This window comes from Bacillus sp. AK128 (genome assembly GCF_053903075.1).
Map to the genome: position 1 here is coordinate 2,077,622 of NZ_CP096379.1, position 18,220 is coordinate 2,095,841.

The 18,220-nt window shown below is 34.5% G+C and carries 18 protein-coding genes; 12 read left to right on the forward strand and 6 right to left on the reverse strand.

Annotated elements, in window-relative coordinates; all coding sequences use genetic code 11:
* Positions 1–391 precede the first annotated feature (391 nt).
* Positions 392–694 (reverse strand): nucleotide pyrophosphohydrolase, encoded by a 303-nt coding sequence (locus M1D60_RS10320; protein ID WP_456279070.1) that lies wholly within the window; start codon positions 692–694, stop codon positions 392–394.
* Positions 691–2,337 carry a DUF2075 domain-containing protein gene (locus tag M1D60_RS10325; protein ID WP_456279071.1) on the reverse strand — a complete coding sequence of 549 codons (1,647 nt, stop codon included), beginning with the start codon at positions 2,335–2,337 and terminating at the stop codon, positions 691–693. The genes M1D60_RS10320 and M1D60_RS10325 overlap by 4 nt, the downstream gene beginning before the upstream one ends.
* Positions 2,338–2,750: 413 nt before the next feature.
* Between M1D60_RS10325 and M1D60_RS10330 the strand changes: the two genes are divergently transcribed.
* Genes M1D60_RS10330 through M1D60_RS10340 form a run of 3 tightly spaced genes read left to right on the forward strand, consistent with a single transcriptional unit; the run spans position 2,751 to position 5,602 of the window.
* The gene (locus tag M1D60_RS10330) at positions 2,751–3,554 is read left to right on the forward strand and encodes a sce7726 family protein (RefSeq protein ID WP_456279072.1); all 804 of its coding nucleotides are present in this window, start codon (positions 2,751–2,753) and stop codon (positions 3,552–3,554) included.
* A gap of 11 nt (positions 3,555–3,565) precedes the next feature.
* A complete protein-coding gene (locus tag M1D60_RS10335; RefSeq protein ID WP_456279073.1) occupies positions 3,566–4,501 on the forward strand; it encodes a sce7725 family protein in 936 nt (311 codons plus the stop codon).
* A 12-nt stretch (positions 4,502–4,513) separates the two neighbouring features.
* On the forward strand, positions 4,514–5,602 hold the full coding sequence (locus tag M1D60_RS10340; RefSeq protein ID WP_456279074.1) for an RES domain-containing protein: 1,089 nt from the start codon (positions 4,514–4,516) through the stop codon (positions 5,600–5,602).
* 587 nt (positions 5,603–6,189) lie between these two features.
* Here the strand turns inward: M1D60_RS10340 and M1D60_RS10345 are convergent.
* A complete protein-coding gene (locus tag M1D60_RS10345) occupies positions 6,190–7,095 on the reverse strand; it encodes a mechanosensitive ion channel family protein (protein ID WP_456279075.1) in 906 nt (301 codons plus the stop codon).
* A gap of 445 nt (positions 7,096–7,540) precedes the next feature.
* On the opposite strand from M1D60_RS10345, the gene M1D60_RS10350 reads away from it, so the two are divergent.
* Together M1D60_RS10350 and M1D60_RS10355 are read left to right on the forward strand one after the other, a co-directional pair.
* Positions 7,541–7,894: an STAS/SEC14 domain-containing protein gene (locus M1D60_RS10350; protein ID WP_456279076.1), complete on the forward strand. Its 354-nt coding sequence runs from the start codon at positions 7,541–7,543 to the stop codon at positions 7,892–7,894.
* On the forward strand, positions 7,895–8,089 hold the full coding sequence (locus M1D60_RS10355) for a hypothetical protein (protein ID WP_456279077.1): 195 nt from the start codon (positions 7,895–7,897) through the stop codon (positions 8,087–8,089).
* 255 nt (positions 8,090–8,344) lie between these two features.
* On the opposite strand, the gene M1D60_RS10360 is transcribed toward M1D60_RS10355, so the two are convergent.
* Entirely contained in the window at positions 8,345–9,031 is a 687-nt protein-coding gene (locus M1D60_RS10360) for a cell wall hydrolase (protein ID WP_456279411.1), read from the reverse strand.
* Between the two features lie 544 nt (positions 9,032–9,575).
* Positions 9,576–10,340: a CPBP family intramembrane glutamic endopeptidase gene (locus M1D60_RS10365; RefSeq protein WP_456279078.1), complete on the reverse strand. Its 765-nt coding sequence runs from the start codon at positions 10,338–10,340 to the stop codon at positions 9,576–9,578.
* Positions 10,341–10,561: 221 nt separating this feature from the next.
* Here M1D60_RS10365 and M1D60_RS10370 point away from each other — a divergent pair, with 221 nt between their 5' ends.
* The 5 genes from M1D60_RS10370 to M1D60_RS10390 all read left to right on the forward strand — a co-directional run bounded on the left by M1D60_RS10370 (position 10,562) and on the right by M1D60_RS10390 (position 14,268).
* Positions 10,562–12,310 (forward strand): M3 family metallopeptidase, encoded by a 1,749-nt coding sequence (locus tag M1D60_RS10370; RefSeq protein ID WP_456279079.1) that lies wholly within the window; start codon positions 10,562–10,564, stop codon positions 12,308–12,310.
* Between the two features lie 246 nt (positions 12,311–12,556).
* Positions 12,557–12,751, forward strand: coding sequence for a DUF3221 domain-containing protein (locus tag M1D60_RS10375; protein WP_456279080.1), 195 nt, complete (start codon positions 12,557–12,559; stop codon positions 12,749–12,751).
* Positions 12,752–12,825: 74 nt separating this feature from the next.
* The gene (locus tag M1D60_RS10380) at positions 12,826–13,227 is read left to right on the forward strand and encodes an HIT family protein (protein ID WP_456279081.1); all 402 of its coding nucleotides are present in this window, start codon (positions 12,826–12,828) and stop codon (positions 13,225–13,227) included.
* Positions 13,228–13,743 carry a DNA topology modulation protein FlaR gene (locus M1D60_RS10385; protein ID WP_456279082.1) on the forward strand — a complete coding sequence of 172 codons (516 nt, stop codon included), beginning with the start codon at positions 13,228–13,230 and terminating at the stop codon, positions 13,741–13,743.
* A 153-nt stretch (positions 13,744–13,896) separates the two neighbouring features.
* On the forward strand, positions 13,897–14,268 hold the full coding sequence (locus M1D60_RS10390; RefSeq protein ID WP_456279083.1) for a hypothetical protein: 372 nt from the start codon (positions 13,897–13,899) through the stop codon (positions 14,266–14,268).
* 89 nt (positions 14,269–14,357) lie between these two features.
* Here M1D60_RS10390 and M1D60_RS10395 read toward each other — a convergent pair whose 3' ends face one another.
* Positions 14,358–15,254, reverse strand: coding sequence for a LysR family transcriptional regulator (locus tag M1D60_RS10395; protein ID WP_456279084.1), 897 nt, complete (start codon positions 15,252–15,254; stop codon positions 14,358–14,360).
* Between the two features lie 183 nt (positions 15,255–15,437).
* Here M1D60_RS10395 and M1D60_RS10400 point away from each other — a divergent pair, with 183 nt between their 5' ends.
* The gene (locus tag M1D60_RS10400; protein WP_456279085.1) at positions 15,438–16,337 is read left to right on the forward strand and encodes a 3-hydroxyacyl-CoA dehydrogenase; all 900 of its coding nucleotides are present in this window, start codon (positions 15,438–15,440) and stop codon (positions 16,335–16,337) included.
* Between the two features lie 27 nt (positions 16,338–16,364).
* Positions 16,365–17,891 (forward strand): flavin-containing monooxygenase, encoded by a 1,527-nt coding sequence (locus M1D60_RS10405; RefSeq protein ID WP_456279086.1) that lies wholly within the window; start codon positions 16,365–16,367, stop codon positions 17,889–17,891.
* Positions 17,892–18,220 lie beyond the last annotated feature (329 nt).

Here is an 18,220-nt window from a genome sequence, read left to right on the forward strand (position 1 = left end):
GAAACGATAAAACACTCATAAATGGTGATAAATCATAGTTTAAGAGTGTTTTTTACTAGTTGAGAAAAAAGGTGGGCTTTGAACCCGATTGACACATTTTTTACACAACGAATCTCATATAATAATAGTTATTTCCAGTGTGGAATATACTAAATAACTTAGATTAGCTAGTTTTTTATGTGTAATAAAGCTATGTTTGCAAGATCACTTACAAAGATAATTTAAAGTATAATATAAGTATTGATGAGATGTACTTGATTTACTAATTAAATAGTAGTTAGGAATATCACAACCCCTTAATACGTTGTAGACTAGATACTGTGTACCAACATATGTAAGGATACTGGCCTTTAATAAAAAGGCCCAATGTGAAAGAGAAAGTACCCAATACTCACTCAAGTGGATACTTCTTTCCATTCTTCACTATCTTTTCTTCTACAATCTCTTTAACATCCAATCCAAGGTCAGAACACAACATAAATGAGTAGATTAAGACATCAGCGATTTCTTCACGGATGTTTTCTTTATTAGTTTTTAGTGCATCCTCGCTATTAATCCATTGAAAGTCTTCAAGAAGTTCAGCTGCTTCAATAGAGATAGAGATAGCAAGGTCTTTGGGATTGTGATATTGTCTCCAGTTACGCTCATCTCTGAATTTGTTAATCTTATTGATTAAGTGCTTAATATCGCTCATGCCTTTCTTCTCCTTTCTAAATCTAATAGATGTTTTCTTAGTTTTGGATCTGTAGCATAAATGTATAAGCCGCTGATTCCTCTTTTCATTAATACATTGATGGAATTGAGGATGATTTCTTCCTTAATTTCTTGGTTCTTCTCTTGTGATAAGTCAGAGCGTGAAGCAAATGCCCCTGTATCTTTGTATTTAGAAACTTCAATAAATAGTTTGTCTTCATCTTCATTATAGCTAACCGAAGGGCCAAGAACTACACCGACATAGTTAAGATCAAAGCCTTGAACAGTATAGATAGAGCCTACTTCTTTAATGGATTCCGGATTCTCAGCCCATGCTACATTATTCATTGTGTTATTCCAAGGCATGTTTATTCCTTCTTCATCGACTATATATAATTTCTTATCTTTCTTATGTAAGTAGTCAAAGGTTGAGACAATACGCGATAGTCCAACTTCATTATTCTTACTTTCTATAGCCGTTTTAAAAGACTCAGCATCTTCGAAAACCTTAAGCTCAAAAGAAGAGTCTGTTTCTACCGGAAGTGGAAGAACGTCTTTGGCGACAAAATGATTAATCCAATTTATTGTTTCAGGACTAGCATTCATCCTCATTTGGTCTGTTAACTTTACGGTTTTTGCGGAATAGTGTCTCGTTATTTCCTCAAGCAAACTATTGTTCCAATAGCTTTTTATCTTCAATACTTGCTTTGGATCAAAGATGACGATGGTAATCTTGCTACGTTTAATAATTTCATCCAATTGATTTTTATAGTTAAAATTGTTATAGCTATCTTCCTTCGTCAATAGTAAATGCGCCTCGTCAATGAGAACAATATCTGCTAAAGTATCCGATTTCGTTTTCTCATTAATAAACGGTGTTGGCTTCATGAGATTCTTTTTCTTTATATTTGGCAAGCTGTTGGCAATATTTTTATACGTCTTTAGCATCTCGCCATTATTCACAAGCAAGTAATTATCGGTTCCTTGTAGAAGAGAGCTATTATCCTTAGATAGATCCTGAAGAGTATTAAACAAAGAGCTTAATAGGACACTTTTACCCGTCCCAGCATCTCCTTCAACTGTAATTACATGGTTGCCTTCTAACTTGATATGTTCCTTACAGAAATTAAGAATTTCATTTTTAATGTCTAGCTGCAGGGGGGATAATTCCTTATAAGGTGATAGTTTATAAATATCTTTATTCCTAAGGTTTTCAAGGGTATCACTCACAATTTTCTCCTCACGAAGCTTCTCCCAAATTGATTGAAAAAGATCTTCATTATAGAAAGATTTCTCATAATAATTGTGCATTTCCCTTAAGCTGGTCTGACTAACATTTTGTAGTTGATAGTAGTTATCGGCAATAAAATAATTTATCAAGTTTGACTCAATATTATACGTAGCTGACTGATTAAACTTCTTATGTCCGATTAATATAGTGCGGTTCAAATCTTTTCGCCTTTTATCCTCTAAATGATTCTTCAGCCTTCTGGTAGCCTGAACGGTTTGTCCAATATAAGCTGATGGCCTTTTTTTCTCGTTATAAAGAATATAGACGATAGGATAATTATTTAGATGAACTGTCTTAACGGTATAGTCAGCATCTCGAAAAAAATCTCTCTTTTCAAATACTAATTCACTCATACTAGGGCCTCATAATATCTTTTTAGATAATAATAACATATTTTAATGTAAAGAAATTAGCAATTTATGGATTTAAAAGGATCATCTAGTATATTATATAAATATTATATTCGTCGGTATAATAGGTGAAAGAAAGGGAATCATCAATGGATTAAACTAGGTTACAGCCTAATAGTTTTTATCTTAAAATGAACCGCTAGAATAATTAGTCCAACTGAATGTACAATATAAGAAAATTTATCTAGAGATTATTGTTAAACTTTGTATATATATGTAATTTTATGGTAGTGTATAGGTGGGACGTTAAAGCTCTTAAGCAAATAAAATAATATAAATCATGCATATAACCTTTTGAACTGATAGCTGAAAATGTTAAACTGAATGCTAAAGTAGTTAGGGAAAGTGTGATCAGTATGAATTCTATGTACTTAAATAGATTCTTTAGTAAAAAGTATTTGTTGAATTCGTTGTTTACAGATGAATTCATTGCAGAATCATTTAATGATGAAATAAACAAAAATTATAAATTTTTGACAAAAGATTATAGGAATGAGTTTTTCTTTAAAAATACATTATTTAATAAGCTAGTGTTGGGTAAGTATAGTTTAAATACTACTTCTGCATTTAGTGAGGTTGTTGTTGGTAAATCAAAGGCAGATTTTGTTTTAATTAATCATAGTAAAGGGATGGTTTACGAAATAAAAACTGACCTAGATAATTTAGACAGATTGGTATATCAATTGGATGATTACTCCAATGCCTTTAGTGAGGTGTACGTTGTAACTTCTGAGAAGAATTATTATCCCGTATACAAAGTAGTAAAAGAATCAAATCCATCTGTTGGCATTATTGTTTTAACAGATAATGTTAGCTTAAGTGTTAAGAAAAAAGCTATTAAAAATGATAGTAATCTTAATCATGAGGTTTTATTTAAGTTGTTGAGAAAAAAAGAATATGAACAAATTCTATTATCTAAGTTTGGATCCTTGCCCGAAGTAAAGCCTGTACAGTATTTCAAAGCATCTTTGCAATGGTTTATAACTATAAACATAAATGAAGCTCAAAGATTGGTATTTAATCAGTTAAGGCAGAGAATTGATACAGAAGGGTATCACCTTTTAAAGCAATTACCGATCCCGATTAGATGGCTAATTTACACGGGTAATTTCAATTATAAAGAGTTACGTGAGATATCTGGAAAACTAAATATACACTAGGGGGAGAGATAATGTATTTTCCGATAATTAGAGGAAGACAATATGATTTACTAGCTATTAGGGAGCTACAAGCAAGTAAAATTTTAAATGAAAGAATCATTCCAATCATTGAGCCTATTAAGTTAAGTTCTACTTTATTGTCTACTGTCAATCTATTCGAAGAGAACCAAAGAGATTTAATTATTATTGCGAATCCCAAAGTTGGTTCGTTTACGGGTGAATTAGCTCTTCCTAGTGTTTATCAACAATTTAGAGAAATAATGCTTAATGATTCAGTTATTATTGGACACTATTGGAATAAAGAATCAGATAATCAAATTAAGCAGCTTCAACAAGAGTTTAATATAAAACTAGAGGACCTAGCCATTATCCATTCTGAGAGAAGTCTTGTACCTATGTATAGAGAAGTTTTTAACGAAGAAAAGGCTCTATTTAATGTAATTCCAACTGATAACGCTTTTAAAAGGCAATTGCGAGGTCAGGACATAGTGGGAGTAGATGATAAATTCAACAAGCTCTCCAGAAATGTAGATTACATGGATCAAGAAAATGAGTTCTTTTCAGAAGAACATCTTTTTTTCAAAGATGAAGGGTACATTGGATTTTCAGATTTTTCTATTGTAGGAGCGGAATATAATGAAAGTGGTTTTGCACCATATGCGGTAGCAATCCACATTGTTTATCCAAATTCAGAAAATGCACTAGAAATTATGCATTTCGTATCAGATTCTAACAGCGATACAAGTGACCCTGCAGGTAAGTTTTCAGAAGCCTTGGAAAAATTAATAGATTGGTATCAACAATTTATTTCAGATGAAAGAATGAATACTATAGCTATGAAGTGCTTTTTGAAACACTATGAAGAAGGTACTTACCCTGGTTTACCGACTCTGAAAAAGTTATCTATTATGCATCATCTGGAATTAATCGGTAGTTTGATAGACTAGGAGATGGAGTATATGAATTGTTGTGTTAAATGTTTCATGTCTTCAGAAATAAAAAGTATCATAAAAAGTTTAGGTAAGACTGGTGGTTGTGATTTTTGTGGCAGTAACAATGTACATGTTTATAATCTTCATAACGATAATGGATTAGATGATTTGTTTTATGATATTTTAAGCATATTTAAATTAGGTACAGATTTAATTGCTGACGGTTTTTCTCAATATAAATTAATTAGTATAAAAGATGAGTTTGAGAGAAAATGGAATATCTTTAACAATTTTGATGGTAGAAAAATTCATCTCTTTTTAAACTCACTTCTTGAACGAAATTATGCAGATAAACTTAATTTTCTAAATAACCAAGTTGGAATTATAGAATGGATGAATGAAAGATATCTCGAAAAGAAATCGGTATTAAAAGGATATTCATGGGAAGAATTTGTAACTTATATTAAACACGAAAATCGATTTCATTCAAATCATGTAAATTATGAGGTACTAAAAGATTATATAGAAAGACTTACAACTAATGTAGAGGAAGATACTTTCTATAGAGCAAGAATTTCAAATAATAAAGAGTTAGATGAAGATGAAATGGGAGCACCTCCTCCATCATCGGCAACAGCTGGTAGAGCGAACTCAGAAGGAATTAGTCATTTATACTTAGCAAGTGATACTGGTACAGTAATTAGTGAAATACGCCCAAGCCTGAGTGATACTGTTTATATCGGCAAGTTTCCAATTAGTCAAGAGTTAAAGGTAGTCGATTTTAGATTACTAAAGAACTTAGATGTTTTTGCATTCACTGACCCTACAATGTATGCAATAAACTTAGATACATTTAATGAAATGGCCAAAGCTATATCTAAGCCAGTTCGTAGTGGGGATAGTAAGTTAGATTATTTACCTACGCAATTCATTGTTGATTACATAAAAAGCCTGAATGAAACTGAATCAGCAGGCTTTCATGGTATTGTCTTTGAGAGTACATTAAGTACTACAGGTTATAATCTAATGATTTTTGACCCTAATCTATTAAGGTGCACAAGAGTGGAAAAAAGAATAATTCAAACCCTAAACTATACTCATATTCAATGTGTTTAATGAATCTTGACTTATTATATAGAATTATATAATTTCAGCCAAATTAGGATAAGACGAGCTGATTTTTAATTGTTTAATTAGAGTATTAAAATTGAACAAACAAAACACCAATGCTTTTTTTGCCTCTTAAATAATCATGGTTAGCCATATCATAAGTAGTATCTTTAGGTAAACACCACTACACCATTATATATCTGCGATCACCACCCAAGCCATGTGGAGTGTGTGTCCATTTAGTCATAAAATAAAAATCTGCAATTTAGCATCCAATACACCTTAAAAATATAGGAGTATTTAAGCACCCCAATAATAGTAAGGAGTCCTAATAATGGACTCCTTTTATTTTGAATACAAGTTAGCAGTCTATAATAATGCTGCTGTTTGTAGAGACTATGTTTATAAATGGGATTTGTAATGGTAGTACAAATCAAGTGGATTGTCCCTGAAGTTTAAACAAAAAGACCAGTTCTTTAAGATGAATTTTTATTTTACTTAGAAAGAAAGTAGTATAAAACGTGTGATTAATCGCACGCGGTTACTAAGTCATTAAGCGAGCTAAACAACCCCACTGTTATGTTCACCAATAGTTACTCCCTCTGATGAACATTTACATCCATCTTAGGCAATCCAACAACATCGAACGTAGCTGATGCAAATTGAATCTGCTCAGGACTGTTATCAATCTCCTCTAGAATCCTCGTAAAGAGGTGATCTTTTGTCGTTCTTCTTGTACGGTAATCGACCACATAGCGAAGGGTGTATTCTACCCAGTTATCATTTGCGATGACGGTCACCATAGGTTGGGTGCTGGCATCTTCAATTAAGTATTTTTTTACCATGTCGTTCCAGTGCTGTTGCGCTTTGATTGAATATTCACCTGTAATTTCCATTCCGACTCTTGAAATTAAGTTTTTAACCTCACGATAATCGCTCCCATATTTAATCGGTATTTTAATTTCATCCCAAAGAAACGGAAAGTCATTTGAGTAATTATAAAGGGGTTGTTTAAAAACAAAACTATTGGCAACCCGAACAATTCGACCATTATACAAATCACCATCTACCCATTCGTTGACTTCCATGATTGTCGTTCGTAATATGCCGAGGTCGATCACATCCCCTTTAATGCCTCCCATTTTGACACGGTCACCCGTCTTGAAAATATTTCCGATTAAGATGGAAATCCAACCAGCGATACTGATGATGACCTCCTGCAAGGCGAATGCGATTCCGGCACTAGCCACACCCAGCACGACGGTAATTCCTCCGAGTTGGTCACTAAAAACAACGGCAATAAAAATGAGAGCAATTACATAACCGAAGATGTTGATCATTTTTCTCGTTTTATAAAAATTGTCAGGTTCCTTCACGTATTTGTTCATGCTTTTCTGAAGTAATTTCGTAATAATAATGACGAGCGTAATTCCAATAATGATAATGGCTACTTTCGTTAGCAGTAGGTTGGATAAAAGTTCTCTTATACTTTCTTCCATGTAAGTTGCTCCTTTCTTATAAAAATAGATCTATCTTAATCAAGAATTCTATGAAAATTTCCTGTGTGTTTTGGAAGAGGAGGTAAAACCTACTCGGGTAAGTGATTGATAGACCCTCAAGATTTGTATTCCTCATAAATTTCCCTATCTTAGAGTTTATAAACGGTTGGCACCGAAGTTAAACATTATTTGTCTGTTTTTAATAAAATTAATAGCCTCTATGTACCTACTATTTCTTATTCAAGGCTTCAAGAATGGACCGATTATATAAAAGGTTTTAAACTTTCTCACTAAGGAACCATCAATGGTTTTTTCTAGGTATAGAAGATTTCTACGTGAACCCTAATGTTTAAATCCTATTAAACTGAGGTAAAAGTTAAGTAGACAAACAATTTGGATACTGGTGATTTTCAAAAAGCCAGCTACTAGTTAAGGAGGAATTAGAATGCTATCCATTAAAACGAATGACATGCCTAAGGTAATAGAGGTGGAAATAGAAGGAAAGGTAACAGAGGGAGATATTAATGAATTTAAGGACTACTTAAAACAGAAGGAGCAAAAAGAAGATGGTGTTAATGTGATGCTTACCGTTAACGAAATGAAATATTCTTTTGAAGGTTTTATAGAAGATATTAAATTTGAAGCCAACCATTTGGATACATTCAACAAGGTTGCTGTTTTAAGTGATAAGAAATGGATAAGTGCCTTTGGTAAACTTGCTAATCAAATACCAGATATCGAAGTCGAAAATTTTGAACTCAGTGAGAGAGATAAGGCTGTTGAGTGGATTACTCAATAGATGGAAAGGAATGAGACGATGTATACACTTAACAAAGGAAGTGCACAAATAGAACTAGTAAATATCCTAGAGGATGCATTAAATCGTGAGTTAACATTAGATGAATTAAGATTATTTAACTATGAGAATAAGAAGGACCAGATCATTGGCCTGGAACTCATGAAGGAACTTGTTAATATGCATAAGACTTATTAGCACAGAGATATATAAGAAAGAAGAAGCAGTCCAAATTATCATTCGGACTGCTTCTTCTTTAGATTAGTATTCGGGGTGACCTTTTACCAGTTCTACGAAATTATCTATATAAATCCACTTAAACGAGGAAGTGAGAAAGAAAGTGTAACAGTAAACTTCAGCATGGAGCTTAGAATTACTGACCAGCAGACTTGTTTAAAAATAATCCAATTGAGTTCTTAAACCCCATTAACATCTGAACTAGTGTAAATCACGTCAATATTTAAATACATGTTGTCCAATCACAAAGGCAGTTGCTCGGGAGTCAAGCCATCGACTTGTTGCTATGGTTGGATTATAAAAGAATAGTGAGTCTCCTGCAATATTTCTCATATGTGATAGAGCAGCATGAACAGCTTGAATTGATTCTTGATCTGCTGGTTTATTGATTTGTCCATTTGAAACAGGCTGGAATTGACCTCGTTGATAGATGACTTCTCTAATTGTGTTAGGGAATTTAGGGCTTTCCACTCGATTTAAAACGACATTGGCTACTGCCACTTTGCCTTCAAATGGTTCAGTTTGAGCTTCAGCTCGTACAATTCTAGCCAATAAATCTATTTCATAGTCAGAGAGACTAAGAGTGTTAGACGTGGCCTGTTGGATTTTAACAGTGTTACTGCTTTCTTGGGAGGTTTCATGATAAATTTCCGCTGTGATTTCTTCTTGCATTAGTAATTCACTAGAGCTTTGATCTATATTTGTATGAATAACTTGTCCGACCAAAATCAGATCAAGGTTTTGAATTTGTGGGTTAGCTTCTGCTAATTCTTGTAATGTTAAACCATATTCCTTTGCGATTTCTGTCATTGTGTCCCCTTTTTCTACAGTATATGCAAATGCAGAATCAGCCATAAAAAGAGTAGCTAAAAATACTAGCGCAAACATTAGTTTTTTCACAATACAGTCCTCCTAAAGGTTTCATTATTGGGTATCTCTTGTATGTCCTATTTCTATGAATGAAAAAAATTGAATAGTATTACAGCTTGGTTACATGAATGTTACAAGAGGTTATCAATATGTAATTAATATAAATGGTAGAGGGGTTATTCTAAGATTCCTTACTGATAAATAGTAATAAGGGCTTAGCCAAAGACCAATGTCGGATGAGTAGAATATAATGTTGAAACAAAACAATACCCATAAACAAGACTGAAAGTTATAATTGAGAGAGGCCATTTGGTTGTGGTATTTAAATTTAAATAGGGAGGGAAGTATATGGCACTTTTTAATTTCTTTAACAATAAATGTGCAATTTGTAAGAGAAAAATAAAACCGTTGCGAAAGTATCTTAGTGATCATGGTAAACAAATTAAAGTTTGTTTAGAATGTTCTACCTATGCTGAAAGAAGAGCCTATAAAAAAGTGAAGTGATTGAGATCCTCTGTAGGAAAACAATCACTTCACTTTTTTTAATTCATAAATGAAAATTGTTATTTTAAAAGGTTTAAAACATCCCTGGTATGATAAAAGCAAAAAACAAACCATTCCCTATACCGTGTGTAACTGCAGCCATCCAAGTGCTTTTGTATCTTTGCGCCATAAATGAAATGAGGAAGCAGGTAGGAATAAGAACGATAAAGTTCCATTTTAAAAATGCATGAAAAAAGAACAGCCATAACGCCCCGTGAATCACCCACGCCCATTTTCCAAAGGCGATTTCCTGACGAGGCAGAATATACCCTCTCCACCAAAATTCTTCTCCTACTATATTGCAGACTAGACAAGCTAGCCATACTAATAGTATCCACCAGTTGCCTTCCAATGGAGTACCCATAAATTCAGTGAATGGTAGTACGAGAGTTTTAGTAGGATCAATAAATTCAGGAAGTATTTCCGGTGGTGCAAAGAAAGGAATGGAAGCTAGTAGTTTGCTAGTGAATTTGAGCATTTCCTCTAAGACCATGATTACTAGGAATGTTCCTATCGAGATCATCCACATTTTCTTATTCATCGCTTGAAGACGAAACCTTTTTACGAATGCCTCTTTCGTAACTGGATTTCCTTCAATTTTATAAGCGATTAAAGAAGTAAAGAAAAGTAATCCGAGGAGCCCGTACAAAGCTAAAGGAAAACTTATGATTAATGGAATGCCTATTGAATCCAGATAAGGTACCCCGTAGTAGATGTTTATATAAAGGATGATACTAGGAATACCGAAATAAAGCAGTGATTCACCCAGATACATTGGTTTTAGTTCTTTAGCACTCACAAATCATTCTCCTTTTGGGTTATATCTGAATTCATAGCCTATACTTCATAAAAATAATTGTAAAATTTTGTTATTCCTTTATAAAAATACCACAACTTCCCTCACTGTAATAGTCAATTTCTAAATTTTTCATTTTAATGTTAAGTAAAAGTAGTTGGGATTTTATGTTAATATTATAGAGTGGGAGTTACCTAACAATAATGATAAGAGGTGGATGGGGTTTGGAAACATTCAATTTATCAACTCGCTGGAATTTGGATCATCTTCAATGTGGTCTTGACTTGGAAAAATTTAAAAATCATTTATGTAATATTAAAGAAAAGTTAATAGAAATTGAGGAGTATTCAAATTCAAATCCCTTATATGAAAGTGACCTAATAACAATCTCTCAGTTAATTAAGCAGATTGAATCAGCTGAATCCTTTTATTATTGTTTAACCACAGAAGATATAGAGCCATCTCAATTAACCTCATTAAATGGAATCATCTCAATGTTAAAATCACAAGTTTATTCCGTTATCTCCAATTTGCAAGAAAGACTAAATAATTTGAGTGAAACACAGTTTACTGAGTGGGCGAACCATGTTAAACAGCCTAATTTTCTTGCTGAATTGGTTAATGCTAAAAAAAGTGCAAGCAAACAAGAAAAGATATTTTCAAGCTTTGCTAGAGAAACATTAAGTGGTCTTGAAGACCTTTATGTACAAGTCCGAAATAATATAAAAGTAAAACTAGATGCTGATAATGGAGTAAATGAATTATCTTTTACTGAAGCAATTAATTTATGCCTAACACACCCAGAGCAATCTAAAAGGCATCATGTATTCAAAGAACTAAACAAAACCCTTGAAACACAAGAGAATATCTTTGCTTCGATATATAATCAAATGGTAGGACTAAGACTTAATGAAAACAAGATAAAAAAGGTAGATTTCCTTACCGAATCTTTAAAATTAAATGGCATATCTAGCACAACACTTACTGCAATGTGGGATGCAGTAGAATCGAATATACAAGAGCTTTCAGGTTATTTCAATTCCAAAAAGAAAGCTGGAACTGGTAAAATCTCTTGGCATGAATTGATGACATCATCTCAGAATGTCTCTATTCAGTTTACTTTCTCACAAGCTGTTGATGAAATAACAAAGTCTCTTTTGCAAATTGATACTAACATGTGTGAATTTGTAAAAGAAGCAATAACAAAAGGATGGGTAGATGTAGAGCAACGTAAAACTAAACCACCTGGTGGATTTTGTGCTCCATTTATTTCAGAAGGTGAATCACGCATTTCATTAAGTTTTGACAATAGCATAGATAGTGCTAGAAGACTTGCACACGAACTTGGTCATGCTTGGCATTTTAAACAAATGAAAGATACCCCTTCACTACAATTTTCAGATGATACGTTTGAAATGACCATGGCGGAAACCTCTTCAATCTTTTTTGAAACTGCATTTATTGATCATATAATTCAAAATGCTAAAGAAGCTTCGGTTAGAAAAGCAATTCTTGGTTCAAAGATTGAGCGGAGTCTAAATTATTTAATGTCAATAAGAGGAGCTTTCTTATTTGAGGAAAAGTTTTATAAGTGTAGAAAAAAAGGAAAATTAGATGCAAAACAGATAGAAGAACTTTCGTTAACATGTCAAGAAAAAGCATATGGAAGTAGTTTAAGTGAATATGAGCCTTTTGTGTGGATTAAATATGGACAGTTCTATCAAGCGACTATTCCTTTTTATAATTATCCTTATTCTTTTGGGTTTTTATTAAGTATTGGACTCTTAGAACTAGCTAGAGAGGATAAACAATTTAAACAAAAGTTTCAGGGGTTCCTAAGTGAAACAGGGATCCTGCCGCTCGAACAGTTATTTAAGAAACATTTCCAAATTGAAATTTCACAACCAGATTTTTGGCAACAATCGGTACAAAGATTAATACAAGATATAGGACAATATAACCGACTTTCGTGAAGTATTGTATTTATAGTAACGGTGAGTGATTGCTGAACAAGGGCAGTCGCTTCTTTCGCTCGGTAAGGTTAGCTGAATAATATAAATCTAATATTATGAAATTAGGAGAGTGATTGTATTAGAATTCTTACAATCTTACTATTTTTCAGTTTTTCTGTTACAGGTTGCTCTGAGGAAACACCAACAACAGAAGGTTATGTACTTGAAGTTGAAGAAGGAAGAATATTAGTTGCAGAGGGTGTTACATTGGAGCAATATAAGGAAATCAAAGGTAAAACTCTTCGTAAATTGGATGAGGTAAAAATCTCATTAATTTATCTTAGTTACGATCAATCTAGTATTTTAAGAATAGGTAACAGAGTTGAGGTATGGATTGAAGGGGGTATTGATGAGTCTTTCCCTGCTCAAGCAAGAGCAAAGAAGATTGAAGTGAAAAAATAATATGCCCTTTAGTTGATGTTAAACCAAAAGAAGTTGCGTTGACTATACAATCGTTGATCAAGGGGGATACTGCTGTGAAAGATTGCGTGTTTTGTCATCCAAGATTAGAACCAAATCAGAACATAATAATGAGTAATGACTATTGTATGTTTTTACAGTTAGACCAATCTAAAATAAAAGGAAGCCAACTCGAAGGTGCAGGACTTATTGTTCCAAAGGCACATAGGGAAACAGCTTTCGATTTAACTCAAGAAGAGTGGAGTGCTACATATGAGCTTCTTCATGAGGCGAAAAAATACATAGATGAAAACCATCGACCCCAAGGATACAATCTTGGATGGAACTGTGGGGATGTAGGTGGACAGCATATTTTTCATGCTCATTTTCATGTGATTCCACGATATGAAGATGAACCACTAGCGGGAAAGGGTATAAGATATATGTTCAAAAGTTCAGAGAATAATAGGGTGAAGTAAATGGGAAAGATGATACCAAAGAGAATACATATTATTGGATCTGTAGGAAGTGGGAAGACTACGTTAGCAAAAGATTTATCTTCAAAATTAAATATCCCGTATTATGAATTAGATAATGTAGTTTGGATTAGGGATCAATCAGGAGATATAAGAAGAACGGAACAGGAAAGAGAAGAGTTTCTTGATAGTATTATACAATCTGAAAGCTGGATTATTGAAGGAGTCCACAATGAGGATTGGGTAAGGAACTGTTTTCATAATGCAGATTTAATTATCTTTTTAGATCCCAATTATTCAGTAAGAACTTATCGAATCATTAAAAGGTTTATTAAACAAAAACTTCGATTAGAGAAGTCCAATTATATACCAACATTAGAAATTTTTTTTAAAATGTTTAAATGGAATCGGTATTTTGAAGAGGTGGGAAAAGTTAATTTTTTCAGTAATTACGCTAAACATAGAGACAAGATAGAAGTTGTTAAAAGCACTAAAAGGATTATGAAATACTTTAACTGATGGGAGCGATTGCTAAATATTATGCAATCGCTTTTTTTGTATATGTACTGGATAGTTTGCCAGTTAAATAGAAAATAATGTTAATATATTCTAAAGCGACCGAGGAGTGTGCCATTTAAAACAAAGAGTTAGAATGTTGAAAGGAGATGGAAGATGGCTAAAAAAATTGGAAGTGTGGTCTTTGCAATCGTCATCATTTCTCTTATATTTATTTGGGTAATCTTCAACAATAAAATAATAGAAGAGAATAAGTATGATAAAGTAAGCATTACAAAATCGGGAGAAATCATTCAAGTTATCACGAATAAAGACGATATTCAGAGACTGATTTCTGAGATAAATAATAGCCCAAGAACATTAACACTTAGAAAAGGGTTTAAATATGACTATTTACCTCATGGTGTAGTAACATTTGAAAATCAGAAAGAGAAAATAGAGGTAGGTATTGTATACCCAATAGGGAATATTTTGACTAGATACTGGGATATTAAAACCGAGTTTGATTTAGAAAGTGAACCTAAGTGAAACAAACTTTCTATTTAAATAGTGTGTTAGACTAATAACCCCAGTAGCCCGTACAAGACAAAAGTGGAATTCAATGGATTGAGTTCTGCTTAAAACCTAGATAAAAGATTAGCTGTAAACTGTTTAATAATGTCTGTGACCTCTTTTTCCTTTTGGGTTACCCTCCAGATATAATTGGGTAGCGGGAACATGTCATCATCTATTTTGTAGGGAATCGTAATAATTTCATTTTTTACATGTGGCGGCAAGGAGTGGATGATATATTGGGTCGAAAGGCTAATGGCCTTTCCATGAATCACCATATGTAACAAAGCTTCCATATTATTAGAAATGAGAGCAACTTGGTTTGTCTGATCGCCTAAGAATAGTTTGTCTGCAATCATTTTGATGAAGGGGTCATTGTATAAAACGATGGTTTCGTTTTTGATGTCGTCACTGGAAATAATGGTATTAAAACGTAATAACGAGCTTTTGGGTACAACTAGTACGGCTTCATCCTTCATTACTGGATCCCAGGTTAATGCTTTGTCTTGGTGCTTGGTCCCGAACGAAACAAAGCCCATATCTGCATGTCCATTCTTCACATGGCTAATAACGACGGTCGTATCTCCTTCGATAATTTGAACATTTAAATAAGGAGAACTCTCGCGAAACTCCAGCGTAGTGTTTAAAAGTAGTGGAACTAAACCAGGAATCGTCGCAACTAGAATATTTCCTTGATTAATATTTTTAGTCAAAGATATGTCGTTTTTCATTTGATCGACAGTCTTTAGGATTGTTTTAGCATGTTGAATGACTTTTTTTCCTGCTGGTGTAGGGATCACACCTTTTCTAGTACGTGAAAAGAGCGACACCTCTAAAGCGGTCTCTAGTTGGCTAATCGATATACTGATGGCTGGAACCGTGATATGGTTCTTTTTGGCTGCCTTAGTAAAGGAGCCCATTTCTCCTACATCAACAAGATATTGAAGCTGGATCATATTCATTTTTTTTACTCCCTACTAAATATTCTATATATTTTATTTTAGCAAACTCTAAGTCTTCGAGTATAGGAGACTATCTAATTAAGTAAAATTTAATTGAGATTAAATCTTTTTAAATTTATTTATCTGAAAATTCATACTAATATAGTAGTATAGACAATAATGATTGATAAGAGGTGAAACGATATGGATTTCAAGAAGATCATGGTAGCAGGAAGTGGAGTATTAGGAAGTCAGATTGCGTTTCAAGTTGCTTTTAAAGGATTTTATGTAAGCGCTTACGATATTAATGAAGACGCCATTGTACGAGGTAAGGAAAGAATCTCGAACTTGATGATTCGGTATCAAGATGAGATAGGGGCTACAGAGGAAGAAGTCCGTTCTGCCTTTAGTCGTATTACTTTTAGCAGTGATTTAGCAAGTGCAGTGGCTGAAGCTGATCTCGTCATCGAAGCAATCCCTGAAGTTGCTTCTATCAAAACTGATTTTTATCAGAAGTTGGCGAAAGTTGCCCCTGAGAAGACGGTATTTGCTACGAATTCTTCTACCTTGTTACCAAGCCAGTTTGCTGAAGCGACAGGAAGACCGGAAAAGTTTTTAGCCTTACACTTTGCGAATGAGATTTGGAAAAATAACACGGCAGAGATTATGAAACATCCTGGAACAGACGCAGCCGTTTTTCAAGATGTCATTGGATTTGCGAAGGCCATTGGAATGGTTGCCTTACCTCTACATAAAGAGCAGCCTGGTTATATTTTAAATACATTATTGGTTCCTTTTCTTGAAGCGGCTCAGATGCTGTTCTTTGGAGAAGTTGCTGATCCTGAAACGATTGATAAAACATGGATGCTCGGAACAGGTTCTCCGTATGGTCCGTTCGCTATTTTAGATGTGATTGGCATCAATACGGTCTACAATATCGTACTTGCAAAAGCGCAAGCAACAGATGATTTAAGATACCATCAGGTCGCTCACGTGTTAAAAACAGAGTTTATCGATAAAGGAAAGCTAGGTAGAGAAACAGGAGAAGGCTTCTATAAATATCCTAATCCGTCTTTCATGGAAGCGGATTTTTTGAAAAGTTAGGGATTTACCAACAAAGGGGGTAAAAAGATGAATGATGAAAAGCTATTTAACGGGAAAAAGGAAAAACAGAAAGCGAACGTCATTATAATCGGAACTGGCTTTGGTGGAATCGGGACGGCAGTTAGGTTGAAACAGGAGGGTTTGGACGACTTTATTATATTAGAGCGTGGAAATGATGTAGGTGGCGTATGGCGTGATAACCAATATCCTGGCTGTGCTGTTGATGTGGAATCACATCTTTACTCATTTTCGTTTGCACTTAATCCCAACTGGACACGTGTCTTTTCTCCACAACAAGAAATTCATGCGTATTTAAAGGACTGCGTCCGTAAATTTGGCTTGGAGGACCAAATGAAATTCCAGCACGAGGTAAAAAGGATGGATTGGAATCATACGAAGGGTGAATGGATGGTTCATACGAGTAAAGGAGAGTTTAGTGCTCGTTTCGTTGTCGGTGCCTTTGGAGCACTTAGTGACCCAATGATTCCAAAGCTAAAGGGAATCGAATCATTTAAAGGAGAAACCTTCCATTCCGCTACTTGGCCAAAAGGATTTAATTCGAAAGGAAAGCGGGTGGCAGTGATAGGGACAGGAGCGTCGGCGATTCAGTTTATTCCGGAGATCCAGCCAGATGCAGAATCTTTACATGTTTTTCAGCGAACGCCTGCATGGGTGCTCCCTCGGTTAGATGGTCCAATCAGTTCGACAAAAAGAGGTATATACAAGAAGCTCCCGATTCTCCAAAAGGCAGTTAGGTTAAAAATCTATTTGCAGCGTGAATTAATGGTATTGGGTTTTAAAGATCCGAAAAAGATGAACCAAACTAAAAAGATAGCTCTTCAACACTTGCATGATTCAATAGAAGATCCCGTGCTACGTCAAAAGCTGACACCAGACTATACAATTGGCTGTAAAAGAATTTTGCTTTCGAATAAGTACTACCCGGCCCTTTCACAACCAAATGTTCATGTAAATACGAATGGTATTTCTGAGATTACAGAAGATGGGATTATTGACAGCAATGGAAATAGGACAGAAGTGGATACGATTATTTATGGTACAGGGTTCAAAGTGACCGATCTTCCTTTTGCACATCATATTTATGGGAAGAGAGGGCATTCACTTGCAACAGAGTGGAAGGGAAGCCCTAAGGCTTATATGGGAACAACCATTGCAGGTTTTCCAAATTTGTTCCTACTTCAAGGTCCGAACACAGGTCTAGGTCATTCTTCCGTTGTGTTAATGATGGAGGCTCAAATTGAACATATCATCAAAACGATGGAATACTTAAAACAAACCAAGCTCGATATCATTGAGCCCAAACAAATGGCTCAGCAAAGCTTTGTAGAAGAAACGAATAAAAGTATGGAAGGAACCGTATGGACTGCCGGCGGGTGTGCCAGCTGGTATCTTGATCAAACTGGACGGAACTCCACTTTATGGCCAGGGCATACATTCTCGTTCCGCAAGCTAGTGGCTAAGGTGAACCCTGAAGACTATGTGACTTGTAAAGCATCAACAATCGGAGATCATGAGGAGACCAAAGCCATGTAAGTTTGATATATGAAGAGAGTGGTTCGTTTCTCGTGAAATAATACTAACCTTATAGATTAATTGAAAGGCGATTAGTTTCTACTACAAGTTGGGTAGATGATTAATCGCTTTTTTTCTCTTTTTAAGAGGTTGTTGTATTAAATGTATAAATAACAAAGTAATAACCCGATTGATTGGAACGGAAGGTGCGAGACTCCTGCGGGAGCAGCGGGACAGGTGAGACCCCGGAGGCTTAAGCCGAGGAGGCTCACCGCCCGCCCCGCGGAAAGCGAAGCATCCTGGAGTGGAAATCAATCGACTGAGTATAAGGCAACAAAATATGTGACAAA